At 46.2% G+C, this 25925-nt stretch carries 23 protein-coding genes, 1 other RNA gene and 1 riboswitch; all 24 genes read right to left on the bottom strand.

Annotated elements, in window-relative coordinates; genetic code table 11:
- Positions 1–47: 47 nt before the first annotated feature.
- On the bottom strand, positions 48–2423 hold the full coding sequence (locus CPZ25_RS18405) for a homocysteine S-methyltransferase family protein (RefSeq protein WP_096918961.1): 2376 nt from the start codon (positions 2421–2423) through the stop codon (positions 48–50).
- Between the two features lie 10 nt (positions 2424–2433).
- Positions 2434–3147, bottom strand: coding sequence for a UPF0280 family protein (locus tag CPZ25_RS18400; RefSeq protein ID WP_096918962.1), 714 nt, complete (start codon positions 3145–3147; stop codon positions 2434–2436).
- A gap of 2 nt (positions 3148–3149) precedes the next feature.
- Complete coding sequence (locus CPZ25_RS18395) at positions 3150–3551, bottom strand: NIL domain-containing protein (RefSeq protein WP_096918963.1); 402 nt, start codon at positions 3549–3551, stop codon at positions 3150–3152.
- Entirely contained in the window at positions 3551–4711 is a 1161-nt protein-coding gene (locus CPZ25_RS18390) for a homocysteine biosynthesis protein (protein WP_096918964.1), read from the bottom strand. Before CPZ25_RS18390 ends, CPZ25_RS18395 begins: the two co-directional genes overlap by 1 nt.
- A 61-nt stretch (positions 4712–4772) precedes the next feature.
- Positions 4773–4876: riboswitch (SAM riboswitch) on the bottom strand.
- Positions 4877–5062: 186 nt separating this feature from the next.
- Positions 5063–6164 (bottom strand): peptide chain release factor 2 gene (gene prfB, locus CPZ25_RS18385; protein WP_417089264.1). Its coding sequence is split into 2 segments (ribosomal slippage): positions 5063–6100 and positions 6102–6164, totalling 1101 coding nucleotides; the frame shifts between segments, so codons are not numbered across the junction.
- A gap of 18 nt (positions 6165–6182) precedes the next feature.
- Positions 6183–8738 (bottom strand): preprotein translocase subunit SecA, encoded by a 2556-nt coding sequence (gene secA, locus CPZ25_RS18380; protein ID WP_058695472.1) that lies wholly within the window; start codon positions 8736–8738, stop codon positions 6183–6185.
- 147 nt (positions 8739–8885) lie between these two features.
- Positions 8886–10601 carry a DUF5317 family protein gene (locus CPZ25_RS18375; protein ID WP_096918966.1) on the bottom strand — a complete coding sequence of 572 codons (1716 nt, stop codon included), beginning with the start codon at positions 10599–10601 and terminating at the stop codon, positions 8886–8888.
- Positions 10602–10749: 148 nt separating this feature from the next.
- Positions 10750–11283 carry a ribosome hibernation-promoting factor, HPF/YfiA family gene (gene hpf, locus CPZ25_RS18370; RefSeq protein WP_013381912.1) on the bottom strand — a complete coding sequence of 178 codons (534 nt, stop codon included), beginning with the start codon at positions 11281–11283 and terminating at the stop codon, positions 10750–10752.
- Between the two features lie 464 nt (positions 11284–11747).
- Positions 11748–11915, bottom strand: coding sequence for a hypothetical protein (locus CPZ25_RS20590; protein WP_158501375.1), 168 nt, complete (start codon positions 11913–11915; stop codon positions 11748–11750).
- A 228-nt stretch (positions 11916–12143) separates the two neighbouring features.
- On the bottom strand, positions 12144–13493 hold the full coding sequence (gene scfB, locus CPZ25_RS18365) for a thioether cross-link-forming SCIFF peptide maturase (RefSeq protein ID WP_096918967.1): 1350 nt from the start codon (positions 13491–13493) through the stop codon (positions 12144–12146).
- Between the two features lie 89 nt (positions 13494–13582).
- Entirely contained in the window at positions 13583–13723 is a 141-nt protein-coding gene (gene scfA, locus CPZ25_RS18360) for a six-cysteine ranthipeptide SCIFF (protein ID WP_013381915.1), read from the bottom strand.
- A 26-nt stretch (positions 13724–13749) separates the two neighbouring features.
- The gene (gene yajC, locus CPZ25_RS18355) at positions 13750–14196 is read right to left on the bottom strand and encodes a preprotein translocase subunit YajC (RefSeq protein ID WP_058695475.1); all 447 of its coding nucleotides are present in this window, start codon (positions 14194–14196) and stop codon (positions 13750–13752) included.
- A gap of 19 nt (positions 14197–14215) precedes the next feature.
- Entirely contained in the window at positions 14216–15325 is a 1110-nt protein-coding gene (gene tgt, locus CPZ25_RS18350) for a tRNA guanosine(34) transglycosylase Tgt (RefSeq protein ID WP_058695476.1), read from the bottom strand.
- A 12-nt stretch (positions 15326–15337) separates the two neighbouring features.
- Entirely contained in the window at positions 15338–16372 is a 1035-nt protein-coding gene (gene queA / locus CPZ25_RS18345; protein ID WP_199678127.1) for a tRNA preQ1(34) S-adenosylmethionine ribosyltransferase-isomerase QueA, read from the bottom strand.
- Between the two features lie 2 nt (positions 16373–16374).
- On the bottom strand, positions 16375–17412 hold the full coding sequence (gene ruvB, locus CPZ25_RS18340) for a Holliday junction branch migration DNA helicase RuvB (protein WP_058695478.1): 1038 nt from the start codon (positions 17410–17412) through the stop codon (positions 16375–16377).
- 10 nt (positions 17413–17422) lie between these two features.
- Complete coding sequence (gene ruvA, locus CPZ25_RS18335; RefSeq protein ID WP_074616611.1) at positions 17423–18034, bottom strand: Holliday junction branch migration protein RuvA; 612 nt, start codon at positions 18032–18034, stop codon at positions 17423–17425.
- 103 nt (positions 18035–18137) lie between these two features.
- Positions 18138–18316, bottom strand: a non-coding RNA gene (ssrS, locus tag CPZ25_RS18330) — 6S RNA.
- A 119-nt stretch (positions 18317–18435) separates the two neighbouring features.
- Positions 18436–19797: a DNA repair protein RadA gene (radA, locus tag CPZ25_RS18325; protein ID WP_096918968.1), complete on the bottom strand. Its 1362-nt coding sequence runs from the start codon at positions 19795–19797 to the stop codon at positions 18436–18438.
- Between the two features lie 10 nt (positions 19798–19807).
- The gene (locus CPZ25_RS18320; RefSeq protein WP_096918969.1) at positions 19808–20293 is read right to left on the bottom strand and encodes a VanZ family protein; all 486 of its coding nucleotides are present in this window, start codon (positions 20291–20293) and stop codon (positions 19808–19810) included.
- A 68-nt stretch (positions 20294–20361) separates the two neighbouring features.
- On the bottom strand, positions 20362–21411 hold the full coding sequence (locus CPZ25_RS18315) for a PTS sugar transporter subunit IIC (protein ID WP_074616609.1): 1050 nt from the start codon (positions 21409–21411) through the stop codon (positions 20362–20364).
- Between the two features lie 220 nt (positions 21412–21631).
- Positions 21632–22273: an acetolactate decarboxylase gene (locus CPZ25_RS18310; protein WP_058695483.1), complete on the bottom strand. Its 642-nt coding sequence runs from the start codon at positions 22271–22273 to the stop codon at positions 21632–21634.
- A gap of 9 nt (positions 22274–22282) precedes the next feature.
- Positions 22283–23203, bottom strand: a complete 921-nt coding sequence (locus CPZ25_RS18305; protein WP_083337035.1) for a CobW family GTP-binding protein — start codon at positions 23201–23203, stop codon at positions 22283–22285.
- A gap of 58 nt (positions 23204–23261) precedes the next feature.
- Entirely contained in the window at positions 23262–24611 is a 1350-nt protein-coding gene (locus CPZ25_RS18300) for a uroporphyrinogen decarboxylase family protein (protein ID WP_096918970.1), read from the bottom strand.
- A 198-nt stretch (positions 24612–24809) separates the two neighbouring features.
- Positions 24810–25889: a GTP-binding protein gene (locus CPZ25_RS18295; RefSeq protein WP_096918971.1), complete on the bottom strand. Its 1080-nt coding sequence runs from the start codon at positions 25887–25889 to the stop codon at positions 24810–24812.
- Between the last annotated feature and the right edge of the window lie 36 nt (positions 25890–25925).

Genomic DNA, 25925 nt, shown 5'->3' with positions numbered 1-25925 from the left:
AATCGCTTGTATCATTTTAATCCCGAATTGTTACAATCTTTACAAATCTATTTCTCAAAAATACTCTGGGCAATGTTAACGCCGGCTTTTGCATCCTTGCCGTAATAGTCTGCTCCGATATCGGCCGCATATTCAGCGTTGAGCACAGCGCCGCCCACCATCACAGCCGTTTCGGGACAGTGTTCATGGAGAAGGCTCACTGTCGCTGCCATATTTTTAACGGTTGTTGTCATCAGAGCGCTCAGGCCGACCAGCCGGATCTTTTCTTTTTTGACGGTCTCAAGAATCCTTGCCGTCTCGACGTCCTTACCGAGATCCAGTATTTCATATCCATAATTTTCCAGGATAACCTTCAGTATATTTTTCCCGATATCATGGACATCTCCTGAAACGGTCGCCAATACAATCCGCCCTTTTGTGATCTGCTGCTCAGCGCTAAGATGGCTTTTGATGATCTCAAAGGATTTCTGCACGGCCTCGGCGGCGAAAATAAGGTTGGGCAAAAAGGCCTCCCCTGTCTCGAACGCCTCGCCCACAATATCAAGCCCGGGTATCAGATAGTCGTTAACCACGGTCATCGGATCCAACGTCTTCAATAGCGCTTCCGTTGCCTCGGCGGCCTCCTCCTTCATGCCCTCAACGACCATTGTCTTGAGATCAGGCAGCACTTTACACTCATCTTTTTTTAACGGCGCTGACGCTTTACTGTTATATTTTGTGACATATTGGATACAGCTTTCATCATAGCCCCAAAGCCCTCTGAATGAAGCGACAGCATCCATCATTCCCTGATCAGAAGGGTTCATGATCGGAGTATTCAGGCCGGCGGTAAAGGCCATGGTCAGGAAGGTGCGGTTCATCAGCTCACGGTTTGGCAGTCCAAAAGAAATATTGCTGACTCCCAGCACAGTTGGAAGCTGCAGCTCTGAATGAATCAACTCCAGCGATTTGATGGTTTCCTTCACCATTTCCTGCTGGGCCGACGCGGTTAGAACCAGGCAGTCAAGGAGCAGATTTTTTTTGGGGATTCCCATAGACTCTGCTTTATGGACGATCCCTCTCCCGATGGCAAGACGTTCCTCAGCTTTTTCGGGAATTCCCTTTTCATCCATCGTCAGTCCGAGAACGCAGGCGCCATATTTTCGGGCAATGGGCAGTATCCGCTCCATTGAGCCTTGTTCCCCATTGACAGAATTAATAATCGGCTTTCCATTATACTGCCGCAGCACTGCCTCGATGACCTCAGGATCTGAAGAATCAATCTGCAGCGGCAGATCGACCAGATTGCTGACAGTCTCGACGGCTCTCAGCATCATTTCCTTTTCGTCAATATCTGGCAGACCGAGATTGATATCCAGGACATGGGCTCCTTTTTTTTTCTGTTCCATCGCCAGTTTTTTAACCAAAGAAAGCTCTCCCCGGCGCAGTTCTTCCTTCAAGGCCGCGTTTGTCGTTGGATTAATACATTCTCCGATAATGCGGATATCCTGCCCAAGCGCAAGGGTTCTGGTCCCTGTCGCCACCAGTGTCAGTTGCTGCTCGGGGGATAAAACACTGAAATCGGGCAACGGTGAGTCCTTTGTAGCCTCGATGGTTTTTTGGATGTATTCCGGGGTGGTTCCACAGCACCCGCCCAGCACAGACGCTCCTTTTTGCGCAATTTCCGCCATATAAGCGGCAAATTCGTCCGACGTTATATCATAGAAGGTTTTTCCATCTGCCACCCGGGGAAGGCCCGCATTGGGCTGAATAACCACAGGAACCGACGCGTACTTGAGCAGCGTCTGGATGACCGGCATCATTTTATCAGGACCAGTAGAGCAGTTAATCCCGATGGCGTCTACTCCTAATGCCTCAAGTATGGTTACAACCGTCAAAGGATCGGAGCCTGTGAGCGTACGTCCGTTTTCCTCAAAGGTCATTAAAGCGATTACCGGCAGATCACTGTGCTCTTTTGCAGCCAGAACAGCCGCCTTCATTTCATAGATATCGGTCACAGTTTCGATCAGCAGCACATCTGCCCCTGCCTCGGCCCCGATTTCGACCATCTGCGCAAAATAATGATAAGCTTCGTCAAAGCTGATCTCCCCAAGCGAACCGATCAAAGCGCCCAGAGGACCGATATCCAGGGCGACGTAGCCAGGCTTCAGTTCTTTCGCCAGCTTCACTGCCGCTGTAATGATCTTTTTCTGATCATACTCCGTATCCTTCAGCTTATAGCCGTTTGCTCCGAAGGTGCAGGTCGTGATAATATCGGACCCTGCTTCAATATAGGCTCTGTAGATATCCTGAATGATCTCAGGGTGTGTTAACGTCAGAGCCTCCGGCACAGGGCCGATATTTTGAAGCTTTTCCTGAAGCAGGCTGCCCATGGCACCGTCAAGGTAAAGTCGTTTTGTTTTTAATGCTTCTGTAAATTTCATAGTCCTCACTTTAGTCCAGTTCAATTTCTCCCCACGCGCCCATCCGGTTATCGACAATGATCAGAACTCCTTTAATACCGGCGATACCTTTAATCCACTCAATGGCGCCGGCCATATCTTCATGTGTCCTGACCCGGTTTCCAAGGGCTGTGGCCGCAGCGTCGGCCAGATAGACATCCTCACTGATGACAGTGGCGGCATCTGCCCTTCCAAAGCTGAGAGAATGTCCAACGGTGCCTGAGGAGGTGCAGATTCCTATAGGATGAGCCGCCGGTTTTATTTTTAACGCCAGATCTTTAAAAGCAGAACGGCCCGCTTCAATGGCGACGCGCCGAATTTTATCTGTCTTTATAAACAAATCGCCGCCGTTTTCGACGATGACTTCTTTGCTCTGTTTTAAAAGCGCCCCTCCGACACTGGCGGAGACAGCTCCCGCCACAGCCGCCATCGGGCCGACGCCTACGGCGGCAGCGGCTGTTTTCATGCGTTTGATCATTGTCGGATCACGCTGCAAAACAGGTATTGGTTCAAGCGCAGTGAAAAATTCCGGAACGGCCTCTCCATAATTCTCCAGTATTTTACGGGTTTCATGCACCTGACGCCGCATCAGATCAGTCTGGTCTGTCTCAGACGCAATCAGAAGATCTGTTTCATATTCCACAACGCGGTAATAGACCAGGCCGTCGGCCTGCATTTTATCCCGATAAACACGCTTTTCATACATTGTCAGATAAGGGTATGGATTGCGCGGACCGGGCAGGCTTTAATACAGAGTGCGCACTCCAGACATTTTTCCGGATGGTAGGTCAGGATCCAGTTCTCATCCATTTCCAAAGCGCCGACGACACAGGCTGCGGTACAGGCGCCACAGTCCACACAGCGCTCCTTATCTACCTCAATGACAGAAACGACATCCTTAACGTCAACGCCGCTCTTTTTAATAAAGGTGATCCCTTTCTCAATGTTATCTTCTGTGCCAGAAACTTCAAAAAGCAGGGTACCGTTCACGTCATCATCGACAAAGGCCTTTAAAATGTTCAGCTGTAAATCGTAATCCCGAATCAGTTGGCTTGCGATCGGTTTGCCGGTTGCTTCTTTTGGGAAGTTTAGAACAATTTTCTTTACCATTATTTGCTGCCCCCTTCTTTTATTTTCAGACTGTTAAGCGTGTTGTCCGCCGGGAATTTCATGACAGGTTCCTGAAGGAAAAACGCGCCTTTTTTTATCCATCCTGTCAGCTCATCCGCAATAGCTCTTGCTTTTGTGAGGCTGGAGAGCGGCGAGGTCCGGATTTTTTTACCGTCAATTTCGACAGATCCACTGCGCAGCTCCGCATAGCTGACTTTTTTAATAACCGGACGGTCCTTATCGCTGTAGTCCATGATATTCGTATGGAGCTCTGCGTCGGTTACTGAGACAAAGGCCATCATTTCTTCATCTAAAATTGGAATTGGAATCCCGATCCCCACAAACATGGATACCCCATAGCGTTCAAAGACTGCCGGCTGGATGTATTTTGTGCTCATCTCACGCATTTCACCCATGACGGCCAGCGTTCCGGCTCCGCCGAGCGGATAGCCTTTTTCATCTCGGGCACAGCCTGAATTAAACTGAGTGCCCATCCACGAGACATACCCCTGAGCGCCGGCCAGGAAAATGCGCGTGCCCATGCCAATGGTTTTATACAGCGGATCGTTTAATAACGGGCTGAGCGCTCCGGCCGTGCTGTAGGTGATATTTCCCATATTGGGGTGTAAGATCCCCATATAGGTGTAAATACGTTTCTTTGAGGTGTTGATGGCCGCATTATAATTCTGATAACAGTTTCTCGGATTATATAGGTAAGCTTCGTTCATATCCTTCAGCCCTACCCAGGTGTCAATTTCCTTTCTCGGATAACAGTCTGTCCCCGGCGAGGTGGCGTGGAGATGTACTTCTTTGCCGTCAATCAAATCACAGATAACATGCGCGCCGCCATATTCTGCGCCTTTATCTGAGGATGGCTGTGTCGCTCCAATGTAGGTATCAACAGCCGCGAGCCCGCCGTAAGCTTCAACGTTGTTCAGCTCAATCTCTGCCATACGGATTGGCGGATCAGCGTGGCCGAAATTCAAAAAGGCGCCGGACGAGCACATTGGCCCAAAGGTAGCTGTCGTGACGACATCCACATACTCTGCCGCTTCTTTTGTTCCGCGTTCCTTAACAATATCAATAACTTCTTCGGCTGTGACAATGACGGCCTCGCCTCTGGCGATTTTCTCATTAATTTCCTGATAGGTTTTTGCCATATTTACTCCTTCTCTTTCTATAAAAAAACTCATTTTCACCAAATGAAAATGAGTCTGCTTTAGATTATCTTTCATTTCATGAAAAGAAATGCTGGATTTGGCACCACACTTTCGCAGGTTGCCGGGCTTCATGGGGCCAGTTCCCTCTACCACTCTTGATAATTCGATTATTCAATTGTACGCTGTATACTAGTATAGCAAAAAACAAATTTAAATGCAATCACGATTTACAATTCATTTTTCAGTATTTAAACAGCCTTTTAAACAAATACAGGTATACGCCGTTTCGGCGTATACCGCAATATATAGTGTTTTATTTCTTTTTTTATTCCATTTTATCCATATGTTGTTTTACTGCTGTGCAGCGGTCTGCTGGAGATAGGCATTCATAAACTGGTCTAAATCACCATCCATAACCGACTGAATATTGCCGACTTCCACATTGGTGCGGTGATCCTTAACCATATTATAAGGGTGAAACACGTAAGAACGAATCTGCGATCCCCAGGCAATCTGGCTATAATCGCCTACGACGTCATCCAGCTTTTCTTTCTGCTCCTGCTCCATGATTTCAACCAGCTTACCCTTGAGCATGTTCATCGCCACTTCTTTATTCTGGTGCTGGGAACGCTCATTCTGGCACTGCACAACAACACCGGTCGGGATATGGGTGATCCGGATCGCCGACGAGGTTTTATTGACGTGCTGACCGCCCGCACCGCTTGCGCGGTAAGTATCCACACGGATATCATCCGGGTTAATTTCAATTTCCACACTGTCGTCGACCTCTGGTGTAACATCCAGAGACGCGAAAGAGGTGTGGCGGCGCCCTGAGGAGTCAAAGGGTGAGATACGGACCAGGCGGTGGACGCCTCTCTCTGTTTTAAGATAGCCATAGGCGTTAATGCCCTCGATAAGAAGTGTCGCGCTTTTGATACCGGCAACGTCACCGGGCTGTAAATCGAGCGATTTAACCTTAAAGCCCTTACGCTCTGCCCAGCGGGTATACATTCTGAGCAGCATTTCCGCCCAGTCCTGGGACTCGGTCCCGCCGGCCCCCGGGTGCAGTGAGATAATGGCGTTATTGCTGTCATACTCACCGGACAGAAGGGTTTCCAGCTTGAATTTCTCAAGCTCTTTCCCAAAAGCCTCAATGGTATCTGGGAGCTCGTCCATTTCTTCTCCCTCATCGACCAGCTCAAACATGACAAGAATATCGTCAAGATTATCCTTGAGCTTATCGTACTCGCCTTTTTTCTGGCGTAAGATTTTCAGCTCTTTTAAAACTTTTTGGGCCTTTTGCTGATCGCTCCAGAAATCTGGCGATTCGGTCTGGGTGTTCAGTACTTCTATTCTTTCGCTGACGGCTGGTAAGTCAAAGTGAATCCCTCAAATCCGTCAGTTCTTTTTCCTTTTCATTGACACTCTGTCTGCATTCATAGAGATCAATCACGACATCACATCCTTACTTTTATAAATTTGCGCCACAGCACTTTTTATACTTTTTACCACTGCCGCACGGGCAGGGATCATTCCGGCCAACCTTCTTATTTCTGGCTGCTGTGGGCCGGCCTTCAATTTCACTTTCGTTGGTTTTAACATCATCCATATTGACGTTCCGCTGTTGCTGGGGCGCCCTCTGGATTTTAATATTATAAAGGTATTTTACTGTGTCCTCCTGGATTCTCAAAATCATATCCTCGAACATGGCAAAACCTTCTTTGGTATATTCCTTAACCGGGTCGTTCTGTCCATAAGCGCGCAGGCCGATCCCCTGTTTCAGCTGTTCCATATTGTCGATGTGTTCCATCCACGCTGCGTCGACGCTTCTTAAAAGAATTGCGCGCTCAAGCTCCTGCATGTTAGCATCGCCCAATGTCTTTTCTTTTTCTTCGTAGTTATTCCGGCAATACTGAAGAATCGCTTCTTTGAGCGCATCCCGGCTTTCTGGCTCTTTTGGCAGATTCAAGGTTGCCCCTTCAGCCACCAGCGTCTTTTCAAAGTAATTGTTCAGACCTTCAAGATCCCAGTCATCGTAATAGTCGCCGCCGTTGGTGTACATTTCCACATAGCTGTCAACCATATCCTCGGTCATTTTCCAGATCTGCTCATGCATGTTCTGTCCGTCGATAACCTGCTGGCGCTGGTCGTAGATGATTTCTCTCTGGCGGTTCATGACATTATCATACTGGAGAACATTTTTACGGATATCAAAGTTGCGGGCTTCCACACGCTTCTGTGCGCTTTCAATCCCCCTGGTCAGCATTTTATTTTCGATGGGCGTATCCTCATCAAGACCAATGCTTTCAACCATGCTCTGAATTTTTTCAGAACCAAAAATACGCATCAGGTCATCTTCCAGTGAAACGAAAAACTGAGAGGATCCCGGGTCGCCCTGACGGCCGGAACGTCCTCGCAGCTGATTGTCGATACGGCGGCTCTCGTGGCGCTCTGTACCGATAATATGGAGCCCGCCCAGCTCCTGAACCCCTTCTCCAAGGACGATATCCGTACCACGGCCCGCCATATTGGTGGAAATGGTGACGGCGTCCATCTGACCGGCATTAGAGACAATCTCGGCTTCACGTTCCAGATATTTTGCGTTCAGAACATTGTGCTTAATGCCTTCTCTTTTAAGATATTTACTTAAAAGTTCTGACTTTTCAATCGAAATTGTCCCGATCAGAATCGGCTGCCCGGTGGCATGGCGCTGCTTAACCTCTTCGGCTACCGCTTTGAATTTTCCCTCTTCACTTTTGTAGACGAGGTCGTTCATATCGTTACGAACCATTGGCTTATTGGTCGGGATCGTCACAACATTCAGATTATAAATGGTGTTGAATTCTTCTTCCTCAGTCTTTGCCGTACCGGTCATCCCGGAAAGCTTGTTAAACATTCGGAAATAGTTCTGGAAGGTAATGGTCGCCAATGTTTTAGATTCACGATTAACCTTTACGTGTTCTTTGGCTTCAATGGCCTGGTGCAGACCATTAGAGTAACGGCGGCCCGGCATCAAACGGCCTGTAAACTCATCGACAATAATGATTTCGCCATCCTTGACGACATAGTCGCGGTCCTTAAACATCAGGGCATTGGCGTGCAGTGCCTGATTGATATTGTGGGAAATTTCCATATTGTCCACGTCAGCCAGGTTATCCAGTCCAAAATATTTTTCAGCCTTTTCCACACCTTTTTCTGTCAGCATAACGGATTTTGCCTTTTCATCCTTGGTGTAGTCGCCCTTTTCATCAATGGGGCGGTCGTCGTCCTTTTCATCTCCGTCCCAGGTGTCTTCCTTGAGGCGCTTGACAAACATATCCGCCTGTTCATACAGCTTGGTGCTTTTGTCACCGCTGCCTGAAATAATCAATGGCGTTCTGGCTTCGTCAATAAGAACGGAGTCAACTTCATCGATAATGGCGTAATTGAGAACACGCTGTACCTGCTGCGCTTTCTGTGAGGCCATATTGTCACGCAGGTAGTCAAAGCCAAACTCATTATTGGTCCCGTAGGTGATGTCCGCATTGTAAGCCTCAATTTTTTCATCAAAGCTCAGACCATGGACAACTAGTCCGACTTTTAAGCCTAAAAACTCATGCACCTTCCCCATCCACTCGCTGTCACGTTTGGCCAGATAGTCGTTGACAGTTACAATATAAACGCCTTTTCCCTCAAGGGCGTTCAGATAAGCCGGCAAAGTGGATACAAGGGTTTTCCCTTCACCCGTTTTCATTTCCGCGATGTTTCCTTCATGGAGGACCATACCGCCAAGCAGCTGGACTGGGAAATGCTTCATTCCAATTGAACGGTAAGCCGCTTCACGAACCGTGGCAAAAGCGTCGACCAGGATATCGTCCAGGGTCTCCCCGTTTGCCAGACGCTCCTTTAATAAAGCGGTCTGATTTTTCAATTCTTCATCTGACATGGCGCTGTATTGATCATCCAACGCCAGGATTTTATCTACTTTTTTTTGCAATCTTTTGATCTCTTTTTTATTGACATCAAATATTCCATCTAAAAACCCCAAAGTATTCACTCCTTACAGTTATATAAAAATTATTTAATTCGATATTAAGCACACTTACAGAACAGTATAACATATTTTATCCATTATACCAAAAAAACTTAAAAGGGATTGAAATTTTTTAACTTCAATCCCTTCGTCTTGATTATTTTAATCTTTTTTCTTACGCCAGAATACAACGTCCTTGCCATCAACGTTCAGCTTGACGCGTTCATATCCGGCTCTTTCGCGTTCTTCATCCGGATCTGATGAGCTCGCCTTCACTTCAACGCTGCTGTTGTGAACGGCTGTCTGCTGGGGAACGGCCGCCGCATTAACAGGCGCCGTCGGTTCTTCGATCGGTGGTGTAATGACCGGTTCAGCCGGCTTTTGAACTGCTGCAGCCGCCTGCTGGGCCGCAATGGTCTGGGCCTGAAGCTCTTCCGGTGTAATCTGACGGTGAACAGGCTGGGCTTCTGTTACTGCCTGAGCCTTGGCGACAGCCGCGGCGCGCGCCACAGCCTTTTCTGCCGCGACCTTTTCACGTTCTGCCTTAAAGGGTTCCTTTACATCGACATATCTGGTGCGGCGGCGTTTACGGGCACGGATACGTTCCTGTTCCTGATTAACCTGCTGCCAGATGCTGAGCATATCATCTTCTGTGCGTTCTTCTTTTTCTGTATTAATCATAGTTGCTCCATACTCCGGATTACTGACAATTTTATCGTCCTCAACAACAAACGGCGTCTTTTCCTCTACAACCACTGGCTGCGGCTGGGGAACCGGCTCGATATTGATCACTGGCTCCTGGATAACAACGCGCTGTTCAGGGATTTTTTCCTCCGGTTTTTCTTCAGTTTTAATTTCTTCCTGTTCCTTTTCAAAGGCCAGCTTGCCCTTTTCCTTTTCAGCATAAAATGATTGGGTAAAGAAACCGGAAACCGGTCCCGTATCTTCCTCTGAAAAATCTTCTTTCGCCTCTGCGGGCTCATAGGTTCCGATATCCTTAATCGCTGTGAATACCTTTGTATCCTGACTCGGATCATACTCGTCCAGGATTGATTTCCCCATGCTTCCGTCGCCATTATTCTGAATTTCAGCGATGGCCTCTGGTGTCAGCTTTGGAATAACATCGGTCATACTCTCAAAAGAGCCTTCGAGGTTTTCAATTGGATCTTCCTCAAAATCTTCTTCCGGGTAGTAATCGTCGTTTTCATCATCGTAATCATCAAAGAAATCATCCTCGTCATCTTCATCTGGCGGCAAAATATAGTCTTCTTCACCAATCGGTTCGTCTTTGTTAAAAACGGAATCTGCGGGAGCACGGTTCATCGCGTACTGAATCCAGCCGATAAGGCCTATAAATACAACTGCGCTGCCAATACTGAAACCGCCGATACTGCCGATATACTGCATAAAACCGCCGACAAACGGGATGGGAACATTAATCCCCAGCACCCAGAGTCCGCTCTGCTGCATAACCGCATATACCGCATTTGTTCCTTCGTTAATACTCGTAGCGAACGCTGATGTCGCTGGAAGCGACTCAACAATTTTTGACGCCACAGGCATCTTGCCGCCGTTGATAAAAGTGACAATAAAATTCGCCGTGATCCCAACCGCCATCATAATGGTCCAGAAATCATCCAGATTAAAGACCAGCATGACCAAAATCAAAATGTAGCTGATAAAATTGACCACTGGTAAGAATGCATCAACCGCTTCGATACCGCCAGTATAATAATACAGATGGAGTCCAAACTGCAAAATAATTCCGATAATTCCCAAAGGCAGCAAGGAGATTTTCTTCGCTTTGAAGCCTTTAAAGCTTCCGCCTCTGATAAAGCCAATGATTAGTCCTAGTATAATTGCTATTAGTACAAACATAACTTCCCTACCCTCTGTATTTATTCTGAAAAGTAAACACGTATTCTAATGACATTATATTACGTCTATTTTAAATCAAAAGATTTATTATGTCAAACAAAAACACCCGTTAAATACTACTTCTTAACGGGTGTCAAGGGTTATTTTACTAGAAAATCGGCTCGATCAGACCATAGTTTCCGTCTTTTCTCATGTAAACAACGTTAACATCCTCGGTTTCCGCATTTAAAAATACAAAGAAATCATGTCCTAAAAGCTCCATCTGCATGGTTGCTTCATCGACTGACATCGGCTTAACGGCAAATTTCTTTGTGCGCACGACCTTTGGCGGATGCTCTTCGTAATCTTCCATTGGTTCAAGACCGTCCAGGTTATATTTCAATGCTTCTTCAGCGTAACGTTTTTGCAGTTTTGTTTTATGTTTTCTTAACTGGCCTTCCAGCTTGTCGACGACAGCTTCAATGGAACCAGCCATATCTTCGCTTTTTTCTTCGGCTCGTAAAATTGTTTTACCCATCGGTATGGTTATTTCCAGCATCTGGAAATTTTTTTCCTTGCTGAATGTCGCATACACTTCTGTCTCCTGCCCAAAGTAGCGATCAAACTTTTCGAACTTTTTCCTGAGTGCTTCTTTTAAACCTTCTGATACATGCATGTTTTTTCCGTAAATTGTGAATTTCATAATGATAACTCCTTTCAAAAGGTCACTGTACCAGCACATTAAAACGATTAACAAAAATCGCCATCCTGTACTGGTGATGGCAATATTATACCATAACTCACACGAAAATGCACATACAAATTGTTACAATAATGTAACAGGGAGGCCAAAGGTCTCCCCGTTTTCCCGTCTGACCTGGTTTTTTCCCCCACACTCGCCAGCTGGAAGTTTAGCTCAAGGTTTATATCACAACTCCTCCTCTCGGCTTTACGCCGGCTGGTCTTACATCTAGGCCGCACTATGATCAGCTTTCCGCTTTTAGAAAGCCTTACGTGGATCGCTTCGCCTGCGACTGGCATCGACTTTCAACCACAGACACGGGACCACTTCATTATAAAGAAACCTTTAAGGACTGTCAAGCGTCCAAAAAATAAAGAAACAGGCACGCTTAAGTTGCACCTGTTTTAATAACCTATCTAAAATTTTTACTTCAGTTCTTCAACGTCATCGATGGACAGACCTGTGATCTTCGCTATCTCTGCAACCGGATAATCACGATCAATCATGGTGCTCGCAATTTTCAAGCGAACATCGGCTTCGCTATCATTTCCCATACCAGGCATGGTGTGGTCAACTACAGTTCGGTACAACATCTGATTATCTCCTTTCAGCTTTCGCTCGTATTTCGTCTGCTTTTCCACAGCGATTGAATTGGCAATTCCTATTTACGAAACACATTATATCCATCCCCGATTATTTTTCAAGTGTTTAACGCTTTCAAAAATAGAATTCTTAAGTTTTCTCCATCAATATTATCTTGCTTCATAAAAAAACCTCCATTAAATGGAATGGAGGTTTTTTGTTACTCAACTATTTTATTGTCAGACATTTCCTTCCAGAATGTTGATCATAATGGCGTTTTCTACCCGACGGCGTTCAATCTCGCAGGCAACATCATAGGGTTCCATCACTGTGTGGTTGAAATTATAGGCGTTTGCGTGGCAGCCTCCGCCGCAGAAATACTTACACCAGCAGTTTTGGCATTTTTCTTTTTGCAGGAGATTCGCTTTGCCGAATTCGTCCTTGATTTCAGGATGCTGGATGCCTTCATCCACTGTTCCCATCTTAAATTCCTCATTGCCCACAAACTGATGGCAGGGATAAATATCGCCTTCAGGTGTTACCGCGACATAGTCGCGGCCGGCGCCGCAGCCTGACAGGCGTTTATAGACACACGGGCCGTTGCTTAGGTCAATATTGAAATGGAAAAAATTGTAATCTAAGCCTTTTTCATGGCGGTTCAGATAATCCAGAGCCAGCTTATCGTACTCTGCCAGAATCTGGTCTACATCTTCTCTCAAAATCGCATAATCGTGTTCCTCCTCTGCAACGACAGGCTCTACAGAAATGCTCTTAAAGCCTTCCTCAGCCAGAAAATTCACATCCTCACCGAAGTCCAGATTATGCTTGGTATAGGTACCGCGGACATAGTAGTCCTTCTTACCCTCGCGCATAGCTGCCATTTTCTTAATTTTATCAATAATAATATCGAAGGAGCCCTTATCATTGACGGTTCTCCGCATATTGTCATTCACGCATTTTCTTCCATCAAGGCTTAAAACTACATTATCCATATTTTCGTCGATATAAGCCATATTTTCTTCGTCTAAAAGCACACCGTTGGTTGTGATTGTAAATTTAAATTTCTTGTGATGGCTTTCTTCCTTGCTTCTTGCATAGTCCACCAGCTCTTTAACCACATCAAAATTCATGAGCGGCTCCCCGCCAAAGAAATCGACTTCCAGGTTCTGGCGGTCTTTTGACTGTTCGACAATAAAATCAATGGCTTTCTTTCCGACTTCCAGGGGCATCAACAGCTTTTCGCCGTTAAAATCTCCCTGAGAAGCAAAGCAGTAGTTGCATTTCAGATTGCAGTCATGGGCGACATGGAGACAGAGGGCTTTGATCAGATCATGGTTCTTGTAGACATTCGGGTCATAGTCGCTTTCAGTAAAAAGCATTTTCTGTTCTTCGAGCATTTCAAGCTCCAGAATAACCTCCAGCAGCTCCTCCTCTGGATATTTATGCTTCAGCTTTTCAACGATCTGGTCCCGGCTTATTTTCTTATAATGGTCCAGAACCTCATAGGTCATCTCATCCACTGTCAGTACGGTGCCGCTATTGACATCCAAAACAATATAGAGACCATTCAAATAAAACTTATGTATCATGATTATCTTCTTTCTTATCTTTCTTTTCTACAAATTTTATGCAAAGAAAAAGCAGTAAACACTGTTACTGCTTTTTCGCAAACTCATTATTATTTAGATTGTTTACACTGCTGGTTTCCTACTGTGCAGGAAGTTTTGCATGCAGACTGGCAGGAAGTCTGGCATTCACCGCAGCCTTTGTTTTTAACATCCGCTAGAGTACCTTTTTTAACGATTGTGATGTGTTTCATCTCATTCACGCTCCTTTATGCAGTTTTTATTTTTTGTCTTCGTCGACTTCTTCGCCGACTTCGACATTTTCATCTGTCACATCTTCAAATTCAGCGTCCTCTACGGGGCTGTCATTGTAATCCTGAGTTTCCTGGGATTCTTCTTCAATGGTTTCAGGTTCTGAAACAGATTCGGTTGTTTCTTCCTCGGTATCATCTTCCGTTTCTTCACGTTTGATTACCTTTGAAACAGCACTTTTAACGATCATTGCCTTATGGAAATCCGGAAGCATCTCGAGGACGATGTTTTCATCATCGATTGCATAAATTATCCCATAAAAACCACCAATTGTCAAAATTTCATCCCCTGGCTTCATGTTGTCCCGCATGGCCTGTATTTCTTTTTTCTGCTTGTTCTGTGGACGCATAATAAAGAAATAAAAGAAAACAACGAGCAGGATCAGCGGGAGAAATGTCATTAAACCACCTTGCATTTTTTAATTCTCCTTAATATTATATTCCGTATTTTTGAAAAAAACTTTCCTTGAATGCTAAAAGGCTGTCTTCCATAATAGCATTCCGTACTTTTTCCATAAGCTTAAGTGTAAAGTATAAATTGTGATATGTCAATAACCTTGCACCCAAAATTTCATTGCATTTTACCAAATGACGTAAGTAAGCTCTTGTATAATTTCGACAAACGAAACAATCGCATTCTGGATCTAAGGGCGTAAAATCTTCCTTATAGGTCGCATTGCGCACGACCACCTTTCCCTGGCTGGTCATGGCTGTTCCGTTGCGCGCGATACGGGTCTGGAGCACACAGTCAAACATATCCACACCACGTATTACGCCTTCTAAAAGTGCATCCACCGAGCCGACCCCCATAAGGTAACGGGGCTTGTCTTTCGGCAGAAGCGGGACCGTCGCGTCCAGAATCCGGTACATGGTATCTTTGGACTCCCCAACGCTCAAACCGCCGATAGAATAGCCCGGAAAATCAATTTCAGTCAGCCCTCTCACGCTCTCTGCCCGGAGGTCCTCATACATACCTCCCTGCACGATGCCAAAAAGTGCCTGATCGTCTGGGCGCTTATGAGCGTCTTTACAACGCTTCGCCCAGCGCGTCGTCATTTCCATGGATTTTTTGGTGTACTCGTAATCCGCATCTGCCGGAGCACACTCATCAAAACACATGATAATATCAGCGCCGATCGTATTCTGCATATCGATGGATTTTTCCGGAGACATAAAGTGACGGGAGCCATCTAAATGTGAACAAAACTCCACACCTTCTTCTGTAATTTTTCTTAAATCATTTAAGGAAAAAACCTGGAATCCACCGCTGTCTGTGAGGATTGGCCGGTCCCAGTTCATAAATTTATGAAGCCCTCCCGCCTTCTCCATAATTTCCTGTCCAGGCCGCAGGTAAAGGTGGTAGGTATTACCGAGAATAATATTGGCATCCATCTCCTTCAAATCCTCACTGGTCATGGACTTAACCGTCGCCTGTGTCCCAACCGGCATAAAAATCGGTGTGTTGATAACACCATGGTTGGTGTGAATTTTACCAAGGCGCGCCCCGGTATGCTTATCTTCTTTGATTAATTCGTATCTGAACATTCAGTTTTTCTCCTAATAAATAAACATGGCGTCACCAAAGCTGAAAAAACGGTAACGCGCGTCAATAGCGTGCTGATAAGCCTCCAGAACAGCTTCACGATTATAAAAAGATGAGACCAACATCAGCAATGTAGACTCAGGCAGATGAAAATTCGTGATCAGCGCATCAACCACCTGCCATTTGTAGCCGGGATAGATAAAAATATCCGTGGATCCCTCGCACGCCTGAACCTCACCATCAAAGCGGGCGGCAGCGCTCTCCAGCGTTCTGACAGACGTCGTGCCAACAGCAATCACTCTGCCACCCTTTTTCCGGGTTTCCTCGATGAGCTTTGCGGTTTCTTCGGGCACCTGATAGGTTTCCTCATGCATGTGATGATCCAGTATATTATCACATTTTACCGGACGAAAGGTTCCGATGCCCACATGCAGTGTAACCTCAGCAGTTCTGACGCCCTTTTGGCGGAGCGCATTAAGCAGCTCCTCCGTAAAATGCAGACCGGCGGTCGGGGCAGCGGCAGAACCCGTATACTTGGCGTAAACCGTCTGATACCGATCCTGGTCTTCTAAAACCTCATGAATATATGGCGGCAGAGGCATGGTACCCAGCTCCCCGATAATCTCCTCAAAAATGCCGTCATATTCAAATTCAATGGTTCTGAGACCGCCCTCTACCTTATCCTTAATCTCACCCCTGAGCTTATCTCCAAAGACCAGACGTGTGCCAGGCATTGCTTTCTTTCCCGGCTTTACCATGGTTTCCCAGGTTTTATCATCCAGCCGTTTGAGCAGCAGCAGCTCAACCTTGCCCCCGGTTTCCTCTTTTTTGCCAAAAATCCGCGCTGGAAGTACTTTTGTATTATTCATAACCAGCAGGTCACCCTCGGTTAAATAATCAATAATATCGTGAAAATGACGGTCCTGGACGGTTCCCTCCATACGGTTGAGCACCATCAGCCTCGACGCGTCCCTTTTCTTTTCCGGCGTCTGGGCAATAAGCTCTTCCGGCAGGTCATAATAAAAATCCTTTGTCGTTAGTGTTTCCAAATTTATTCCTCTATTTCTAAATCCAATTTCACCTGTTCCTGCATGGCTGCCGGTTCAAGGCCCAGATGCCTATAGCCGCCTGATGTGATCACGCGTCCCCTTGGCGTTCTGGCCAGATAACCGAGCTGAATCAGGTAAGGCTCATAAACCTCTTCGATGGTATTTCGCTCCTCGCCGATGGCAGCCGCCAGTGTGTCGATCCCTACAGGACCGCCGTCAAATTTTTCAACGATGGTCGTCAGCATAATCCTGTCAATTTCATCTAATCCTTTGGCATCCACTTCAAAGAGTTCTAAAGCTGTTCTGGCTGTCTCCAGATCAATAATGCCTTTTCCCTCGATTTCGGCAAAATCGCGCACCCTTTTCAATAAACGGTTGGCAATACGCGGCGTTCCGCGTGAACGCACCGACAGCTCCTCCGCGCCCTTTTCATCCAGATTGACAGACAATATCTCCGCCGACCGGCTGATAATAGTTGCCAGCTCGCTCTGGTTGTAAAGCTCCAGCCGCTGAACCACACCAAAACGGTCCCGCAGCGGCGCCGTCAGCAGGCCAGCCCGTGTCGTGGCGCCGACCAACGTAAATTTGGGCAGATCCAGACGAATGGATTTTGCGCTCGGTCCCTTGCCAAGGATGATATCCAGAACAAAGTCTTCCATTGCCGGGTACAGCACCTCCTCCACACTTCGCTGCAGCCTGTGGATTTCGTCGATAAACAGGACGTCTCCCTCCTTAAGGCTGGTTAAAATGGCGGCCAGATCTCCAGGCTTTTCAATGGCCGGTCCAGAGGTCGTCTTTATATTCGTTCCCATTTCCTGGGCAATAATATTGGCTAAAGTGGTCTTTCCAAGCCCTGGCGGTCCATAAAGGAGAACATGGTCCAGCGGCTCACCGCGCTTCTGGGCTGCCTGAATAAAGATGGTCATCTGGCGTTTAACGCGGTCCTGTCCAATATAGTCCTCCAGGCGCTGCGGCCTCAGGCTTCTCTCAATATCAATATCGGTTTCGGTAAAACCGCTTGTCACTATACGATCCTTCATTTTTATTCACCTACCGTCCAAGAGGATTTGCGGACATCAGCGCATTCTTCAGAATATCCTCAATGCTCATTCCAGGCTGAATAATTTTTTCAACCAGATCTGATGCTTCAGCATAGCCATAGCCTAATCCCAGCAGCCCGTTAACTGCTTCGTTAAAGAGATTGTCTGCCTCTCTGAGATTTTCGATGGCGCCCGGCTCTGCCGAATCCGCAAAAGCAAAATTCTTATATTTGTCCTTAAGCTCCAGAATAATTCGATTGGCTGTCTTTTGCCCGATTCCCGGCGCGCGCGCAATCGCTTTGGCGTCCTCATTGACAATGTAGCGAATCAGCTCGTCCCTGGTAAACTGTGACAGCAGCCCCATCGCTGCTTTTGGCCCGATACCGGAAATGGTGATAATGGTTCTGAATATCTCACGCTCCTCTTTTGATGAAAAGCCGTAGAGCGTTACATCATCTTCCTTAAACGCCGGATGGATATAGACCTTTACTTCCTTGTGTAATTTGGGAAGCTCAGACATCGTGTTTGCGGAAACATTGATCCGGTACCCCATCCCCTGATGGTCTACAACGATGTAGTCTGACGCCTGCTCTTCATAATTGCCTTTTATATATTCAAACACGTCAAGCCTCCTGTTTTTTTCGTATTGGTTAATTGTATCAATTCAGCCCTGTGAATTCAAGAACCTTTATTTGTTCAGAACATGAAAAAAGCACCCGAAGGTGCTAAATCCCGAATATGCCGTCCACCATTTTTGACGCCTAGCGGATGCTAGGTGGGTGCCCTGTCTCTAAGGGTCTGTTTTCCACTCAAAGGAGGCTTAACATTGCATAGAGAACATCCGGACTCCCTATAAATAAGTGTAGGTTCAAAAATAAGGTTGTAACGAACATCTCAGGATAATTTCATTATATCTGTAATTATTAGAATTGAAAAGGATAAATTTTTGTTAAGGGATTGCTAAAAAAGACTACAAAAACTATTTGACATTATCCAAAATCCGCATTCTGTTTTGTTACATTCTTACTTCAATATATTTAAAGCCTTGGAGATGTTGTCTACCGGCAGCAGCTCAAGCCCTGTATTCTCCAGGCCCCGGGCATTGCCCTTTGGCATGATGCAACGCTTGAAACCAAGCTTTGCGCCCTCTTTAAGACGCTTTTCAATGTGCTGTATATTTCTGACCTCACCAGTCAGGCCAACCTCGCCGATAATCATCATATCCTCTGGAATCTCAAAATTTCTGAAGCTTGAGTACAGCACAGACACAACGGCCAGATCGAGAGCCGGTTCGTCTATTTTCATACCTCCGACCACATTGATATAAGCATCGAGATTCTGAAGCTGTAATCCCAGCCGTTTTTCCATAATAGCCAGGAGCAGCACCATACGGTTATAGTCCATTCCGGTGGCCATACGCCTTGGGTTACCGAAGCTTGTCTGAGATACGAGCCCCTGAAGCTCGATTAAAAGCGGACGCGTTCCCTCCATGCAGGGCACTACCACTGAGCCGCAGGTATTTTTCGGCCGGCTTGACAACATCATTTCAGAGGGATTTGCCACCTCGTGCAGGCCATCCTGCGCCATCTCGAAAATACCGATCTCGTTGGTTGAGCCAAAACGGTTTTTGACCCCTCTGAGTATCCGGTAGGTATGGTACTTTTCACCCTCAAAATATAAAACCGTATCAACCATGTGTTCTAACACACGTGGACCAGCAATATTGCCTTCCTTGGTCACATGCCCGACCAGAATCATCGAAATATTATCTTTTTTGGCAATCTGCATCAACGCGTTGGCGTTCTCCCTTATCTGGCTGACGCTTCCGGGAGCCGAGGTAATCGTAGGACTGTACATTGTCTGTATCGAGTCAATAATGACAAGATCAGGTTTCTCATTCAAAATAGTATCCACGATATAGGGTACGTTAATCTCAGACAGAAAAAAGATATTCTGGGATTTTACATTCATCCGGACTGCCCGCATTTTGAGCTGCTGCTCAGATTCTTCACCCGAAATATACAAGATTTTAAGCCCTTGGCTTCCAAGATTCTCCGTCGTCTGCAACAGGATCGTCGACTTTCCAATTCCAGGGTCACCGCCCAGGAGGATAACGCCTCCGGGCACGATACCACCGCCGAGGACACGGTCGAGTTCCTTGTTTTTCGTTTTAAAACGATCCTCTTTCTGAGGAATGATTTCCTCAATACGCTTCGGTTTTGTGTATACCGCCCGTTCAAGGGTATTTTTCTTTCCCTGATCGGTGGGCATGTCCAGCTCCTCCACAAAGGAATTCCATTCGCCGCATTCTGTACAGCGCCCCATCCATTTAGGGGTGCTGTACCCACAGTTCTGGCATACAAACTTCTTTTTTATTTTCGCCATAAACCCTCCGTCATTCGATCCATTTATAGATCAGGTAACCGATCATACCGCCAATAAAATTCAGTATCAGATCATCCACATCCGCGCTGCGGCTCGACAGAAAGGCAAATTGCAGCAATTCAATCAAGGCTGTGGTGCCGACTGTCACAATCAATATATGGGGAAAACTCACCCGTTTCTTTCTGCAAAGCGGGTACAATAGCCCCAAAGGAATAAAAAGCACTATGTTTCCCGCCAGATTCCGAAAGGAATAGGTAAAGGTATTGTACAGAATACTCACCGCATCTGTCGGCTTGGTGGCCAGAAACTCCCAATTTATAATCCCGCTGTGCACAATATCATAAATATAATTATCAATATTGGTAAGCGGAAGCAGGTTGTAGCTGGATTCGTACGCAATGTTTGATGTGGGCAGCAGCGTGACCATTGCCAGAAAACCAATGTAGAACACAAACACAACCCTCAGTAAAAAACGCTTTCGCGCATCTTTTGTCATTATGCCGCTCCATTCTTAGTCTTTAACGGATCTCATTATACCCCTAAAACCTTAATGATGCCAGTGGTTTATAAGTCCAATTTCATATCGCCGGCTTTAATCCAGCCCACTCTGGCGCAGAGCTTATAAAAAATCATCGTCACAACTGCCGGCAGAATAATCTGGAGCAGGCCGATGCCAAGCACAATCTGCACCATTGGCTGCCCAGCCTCTGTCATGGCCATAACTGTGCCAATCTGCCCGACAAGTCCACAGGTTCCCATCCCTGCGGCGACCGGCGTATTCTGCATCTGAAAAACAGTGGTTGCCAGAGGCCCCAAGACCGCCGACGCCGCCGTTGGCGGTATCCATATCCGCCAGTTTTTAATAATATTGGGCACCTGAATCATGGAAGTTCCCAGCCCCTGGGCCGCCAATCCGCCGATACCGTTTTCCTTATAACTCTGAACCGCAAAGCCGACCATCTGGCAGCAGCAGCCCACTGTCGCCGCTCCGGCGGCTATTCCCGAAAGGTTCAGCATAATGCAAAGCGCCGCGCTGGAAATCGGCAGCGTGAGCACCACCCCTACGACTACCGAGATAACAATGCCCATGATGACTGGCTGCTGTTCTGTAGCCCACATGATCACATTTCCCAAGGCTGTCATAAAAGCACCGATGGGCGGGCCAACCACCACAGCAACGAGTGAGCCGATGAGCATGGTCACAAAGGGGGTTACTAAAATATCCACCTTTGTCTCTCCCGAAACGGCCTTGCCAAACTCCGCCCCGATAACCGCAGCGATCAGAGCGCCGGCCGGCCCGCCCTGGGCGTTGCCGAGAAAGCCCGCCACTGTAATGGAAAATAAGACAAGCGGCGGCGCATTAAGGCCAAAGGCAACAGCGACTGCAATGGCTGGCCCTGTCATCGCCTGCGCAGCGGGCCACAGCGTCTCGTTTAAAAAGGGAATATGAAATAATATTCCGACCTGGTTCAGGATACTGCCCATCAGCAGTGTGCCAAACAAACCAAAAGCCATGTACTTCAGCGCGTCGATCAAATAGCGCTGGACGGAAAACTCAATATCCTTTTTCTTAAGAAAGTCCCGCACATTTTCATACTTAGGTTCTTTTTTCATTTTTCCTCCAACTTATTTTTATGTTTTATCTATCTTCACACAGACAAAATAAAAGGATACAATCTGTATTCTGTCTGCTGTGACAAAAAATAAAAATACCGAGCGAAACCCGATATTTTTATTTTTAAGCAATAAACTAAAATACATTATTGTATCCTTATAATTTAAAACTTTTTATGTTTTTTTATTATACCATAATTAGAGGAGAATTGCAAGCCGCTCAGTGATGATCAATACACTCGATTTGATGGCAGATTTTCAAGCTTCCAGCGAGCTGCTCTCCACTTACCTGATTCACATGGCCGCCCCATTCATGATCCTTTGATAAAAAATGAAAATGCCATCCGACAAAATTTTTCTTGTCTGCCCACTCAGGGCAGCGGACGCCGACAAGCGTTCCGTTAATCGCTTTAAGCGTCACACATTTCTGCCGCGCGACAATTTCATCCAGCGCCTCATAGGGATTTTCAACGGGCCAGACGCTGTGAATCTCAATTTCTTTAAACCACCCGTCCAGACGCCCGATCAAGCAGCGCTCATGAATTTGGGATTTCAGCTGCTCATCCAACTGTCTGCACAGATCATCCATACCAGTAAATTCACCCATTTCAAAATAAGTGTCCGGGGTGAAGTCTGAGACTGTGGCAAAGGGTGTCCTGTCATTTTCGTCCGCCCTCAATATGCGGCAGTCGCCGTCAGCCCTGTAGGGCACACCATCCAGGACGATCATTTCTCCATTCAGGGCATGGTAGGTCCCAAAGCCGATATCGCCATATTCAAGGAGCTCCTCAACGGTGCCGCAGCCGTCAAAGCCACGATTTTTAAAAGTCTCAAAAGTCGAAAACTGATAAATCGTACTCATTTTTCATCCCTATCTGAATTCCATGGGCACATCACCTAAAAATTTTTTCCAGGCAGCGAGCACCTCACTGATAATTTTAATGCCTACCGAAGAAATAATAACAACTTCTGTTTTATCAAGCGCTGTTTTCCATGGATTCATGACTGCAAATTCATTGACGCAGCTGACCTCAAAATCACCGGCATTGGTTTTTACAAAGCCCTTAATCCGGTAGGCATGTTTTTTGATATCATGCAGAAAGGCCCCAAACTTCTGATAATCCAAAGGCTCATCTGAGCGCAGAACACTTGTTTTAGGCCGCGATTCCCATGTATTGGTGGTCTCAACCGGAGCGGGCTGCTCACCGTTCATTTTTTCAAGGATTTCTTCCATGGAAACCTCGCAGAAAGCGGCTCTGTATATCTGCGTTCTGCTGTTTACTTCCCTTATCTTTTCCTCAATTTGATTTAACCGCTCTTCGCTCTGTAAATCCGTTTTATTGATAATCACTGCGTTGCTGTAGATTAGCTGTTTATGGAGCGCCGGAATCAGATCATACTGCTCCAGAAAATACAGGCCGTCCACAATACAGATAGCCCCAAGATAATCGTAGGCTTTTCCGCTGATTGAGGACACTGTCTCTAAAATGGTTCCCATGTTTGAGGGATCGGCTACACCGGAGGACTCCACAAAAACATATTCTAAATCGTAATCCAGAAAGCCTGCCAGTCCTTTAATATAATTTTCCTTTAAACAGGCGCAGAAAACGGAACCGCCTGTCAGCTCAAGCAAATCAAAATCATCGCCTTTAATGAGTTCGCCATCAATACTTTTTTCGCCAAACTCATTCATTAAAACCCCAATTTTTACGTCGTTAAAGCTTTTTAACAGATTTGTTAAAAAAGTTGTTTTGCCAGATCCCAAAAAACCAGTCAAAAGTACCAGCTTCATTTTTCCCTCCACTGAAAACAGGGTGGGTAACCTGAGGCACCCACCCTGGTGTTATTTTTTATAAATATTTTTTCACTTCGTTCACAATTTCCTGGCGGCTTGGAATGATGGAAGACCACACCAGCTGTCCGTTGATATAGATGGACGGCAGATGCTGTACGCCCATTTTCTGTGTACGCGCAATATCTTCTTTAATGCAGTATTTATAAACGGCAATATCGACAGCGTCGCCAAATTCTTCTCTGGCCAGCATCGCTGCTTTTTCCATATATGTACAGGCAGCGCACTGAACCGGATCGAGGGTAAAGACTTCGATAAAAGGTTTATCCAGATTTTCATAGTCCGGCAGCTCTACGTCGCCAAGGGTATCGACCGCTTCGTAATTTTTAACCATTTCGCGTACTTCATCGGTGTGCTTAACAGCCTGCACACATGCGATGGTGTTTTCCATAGGCACATTGTATGGCATATCGCAACCAGGGCTCACGATCAGGTTATGATGGTCGATGTTGTCTAACATATCGACAACATATTTCATATTGTCCTGCTGTGTCCCGAAAAGCATAGTTGTTGTCAGAGGGATATTCCCGCCGATTGTAATATTGTACTGGTCTGTAACTTTCTTGGCTTCATAAATATTAACATTTTCATCGATAGAAACGCCGTCTGGATATGTCCGGCACATAACATCCATCTGAATAGTCGCATCGCCGCAGACAAAGAAGCAGCCGAGAGCGCCCTTACTGCGGATATAGTCAAAAGCAGCTTTGAACTGATCCATAAACAGATCCTCAATGGATTTTGGTGAAATCTGGCTGATAATCGGGTCGACCAGAGCAATGACATCCATTCCTGCCTCTACATAATAATCCGTCATGGCGTTACAGACTTCTGTGCAGAAAGCGACCAGCTCTTTAACATAATCTGGATACATGATAATATCCATAAAGAATTCGCTGCCACGGATATGTGAAGCCAGGGTAACCGGGCCACAGATCAGGCCATATAAAGCGGTATCGTCGCCTACAGATTCCTTTACACGGCGCATAACATCCAGAACCATTGGAATACGTCCGTCGGTTTTCTTTGGAATTTTGCATTTGCACGGCACTTTAGGATCACCTGCAAAGGGATGGCTCATGACAGAAGGCGGATTATCTTCTGCCCAGAGCAGCTCGCAGCCTAAAATTTCAGCTTCGATCTGTAAATCGAAAATGACCGGCATACCATCTGGTGTGTATAATTTATGAACCTCCATCAATGATTCATATAACTTATCGCCGTCCGTCAGCACTTCTCTGGCTGTATAGCCTTTTAAGGAACCTGCGTGCACACCGCTGAACGGCACGAACGGCACACCGTCTGTCTGTTCATGTCTCAATGTTTTTAATAAAAGTTCTTTACCCATTTTTTCCTCCAAAATTGTTTTATTCACAGTGGTTCATTTGTTTTAGCTTGTGTTAAGTATATCGCTTAGAAGAAAAAAATGATTGTAGGTGCCTTGGTATTTTTGGAAAAATCTCCACGAAAAAGAGACTGAAGCCGCATATGTATACGAAATCAGCCTGTTTTTTTGGTAAATTTTCCTTGTTTTTTTGTAAAGGCTTTACATCCGGTAAGTGGGATTCGGGAATCCTGGGCGAAACGCCTCGATAACAAGATTCTCAGCGTTGAACCCAAGGCTTTCACCCAGCGCATTCACCTTTTCATGGGTATATTTTTCAAGCAGTACAGGATCGACAGCTGCTCTCAGATTAATGGTCAGCTGCCCTTTTTTCATTTCCTGCCCCAGGGTCTGGTCCAGTTCCACCGGCTGCCGGACACCCACACAGCTCAGCTTTGATGCTCCCTTGTCCGTATCTAAATAAAGTTTAAGGTGGCCGATTTCGCCGCCTTCCTTCGCTACAGCTTCTTTCAGAGCCTCGCCGAGCGCGCTCATCAGAGCATCGCCATTTACGGTGTCTTTGGCATTTATTTCAGCCTTGGCATTCAGCCAGCCCATTTCGGCCTCTGCGTTGCCGTAGGTCTCATAGACAACCTCCATTTTTTTTGCGTTTGAAGCGGCAATATCCGCTGACAGGACTGCCAAGAGCCAGGTTTCAACACCCTTGCCTTCTCGCGCAGAAATTTCCATTACTCGGCTCGCCGGGTATTTTTCATTTAAATAGCCGACCAGTTTTTCTTTGTCGCCATCGTCGAGTGTGTCGACTTTGTTTAAAACAATAAAATCGGCTTCCTCCATCTGCTTATCCATAATGTAATACACACCTTCTGAGAAGGCTTCGGTATTATTTTCCATAAAATCCTTCAGGCGTCCGGGTTCCACCAAAACAGAAAGGGGCAGGACATAAAGTTCGCCGGCTTTTCCCTCTTTAGAGGGTTTCATGATCGTTGAAACCAGGTCTGTGCAGCTCCCAACTGGCTCTGCCAGAATAAAATCCTCCTGGCGCATCTCATCCACGCGCTCTGCGAAGCCTGGATAGTTACAGCAGAAGCAGCTTCCTGTCAGCTCTGTGACCTCCAGATCGTGATTCTCAACATACTGAGTATCCACCAGATAATCGGTCTGATCATTTGTAATAAGACCGACTGTATTACCAAGTGTTTTAAGTGTTTTAGCCACTTCAATCATTGCCGTTGTCTTTCCGGCGCCTAAAAATCCACCAATTACCATTAGCTTTGTCATATCGATCACTTACTCCTCTGTCAGATTAGAACATTT

It is taken from the genome of Eubacterium maltosivorans (assembly GCF_002441855.2).
Lineage (GTDB): Bacteria > Bacillota > Clostridia > Eubacteriales > Eubacteriaceae > Eubacterium > Eubacterium maltosivorans.
The sequence above is the reverse complement of the archived record's forward strand: the minus strand, read 5'-3'. Positions and strand labels throughout refer to the sequence as shown.